A 1,312-nucleotide genomic window follows, 5' to 3' on the forward strand; every position below is an offset into this window, starting at 1 on the left:
CCCCTGGGCCATCCCCGGCACCCCCGGCCTGGAACACCGCATCGGCGGCATCGAGAAACAGGACGGCACCGGCAACATCTCCTACGACCCCGCCAACCACGACCACATGGTCCGCACCCGCCAAGCCAAGATCGACGGCATCACCGTCCCCGACCTCGACGTCGACGACCCCCACCGCGCGAACACCCTCGTACTGGGCTGGGGATCGACCTACGGACCCATCACCGCCGCCGTCCGACGCCTGCGCACCACCGGCGAAACCATCGCCCAGGCCCACCTGCGCCACCTCAACCCCTTCCCGAAGAACCTCGGAGAGGTACTCGCACGATACGAGCGCATCGTCGTACCCGAGATGAACCTCGGCCAGCTCGCCACCCTCATCCGGGCGAAGTACCTGGTCGACGCCCGCTCGTACAACCAGGTGAACGGAATGCCGTTCAAAGCCGAACAACTCGCCGACACACTGCGGGAGACGCTCCGTGGGAACTGAACTCCGACTCCAGGCGAAGGACTTCAAGTCCGATCAGGAAGTGCGCTGGTGCCCCGGCTGCGGTGACTACGCGATCCTCGCCGCCGTCCAGGGCTTCATGCCCGAACTCGGCCTCGCCAAGGAGAACATCGTCTTCGTCTCCGGCATCGGCTGCTCCTCCCGCTTCCCGTACTACATGAACACCTACGGGATGCACTCCATCCACGGCCGCGCCCCCGCCATCGCCACCGGACTCGCCACCTCACGCCGCGACCTCAGCGTCTGGGTCGTCACCGGCGACGGCGACGCCCTCTCCATCGGCGGCAACCACCTCATCCACGCCCTCCGCCGCAACGTCAACCTCAAAATCCTGCTCTTCAACAACCGCATCTACGGCCTCACCAAAGGCCAGTACAGCCCGACGTCCGAAGTCGGCAAGATCACCAAATCGACGCCCATGGGATCACTGGACGCACCCTTCAACCCGGTGTCCCTGGCGATCGGCGCAGAAGCGTCCTTCGTGGCCCGCACCGTCGACTCCGACAGGAAGCACCTCACCCAGGTACTTCGACAGGCAGCCGCCCACCCCGGCACCGCCCTCGTCGAGATCTACCAGAACTGCAACATCTTCAACGACGGCGCCTTCGACGTCATCAAGGACAAACAACAGGCCGAAGAAGCCGTCATCCGCCTCGAACACGGCCGGCCCATCCGCTTCGGCACCGACCTCACCAAAGGCGTCGTACGCGACCAGACCACCGGCGAACTGAACGTCGTCACCGTGACACCCGACAACGAGGCACACATCCTCGTCCACGACGCCCACGCCACCTCCCCCACCAC

General features: G+C 65.5%; 1 protein-coding gene and 1 pseudogene. Both read left to right on the forward strand.

Translation table 11 applies throughout. The features are described 5' to 3' along the window. Positions 1-490: pseudogene (locus tag FPZ41_RS46545) on the forward strand (2-oxoacid:acceptor oxidoreductase subunit alpha); the annotation flags it as partial. Then, on the forward strand, positions 480-1,312 hold an 833-nt coding region (locus FPZ41_RS46550), incomplete at its 3' end, for a 2-oxoacid:ferredoxin oxidoreductase subunit beta (RefSeq protein ID WP_322621601.1). The pseudogene FPZ41_RS46545 and the gene FPZ41_RS46550, both read left to right, overlap by 11 nt.

This window comes from Streptomyces acidicola (assembly GCF_009377235.1).
Classification (GTDB): Bacteria; Actinomycetota; Actinomycetes; order Streptomycetales; family Streptomycetaceae; genus Streptomyces; species Streptomyces acidicola.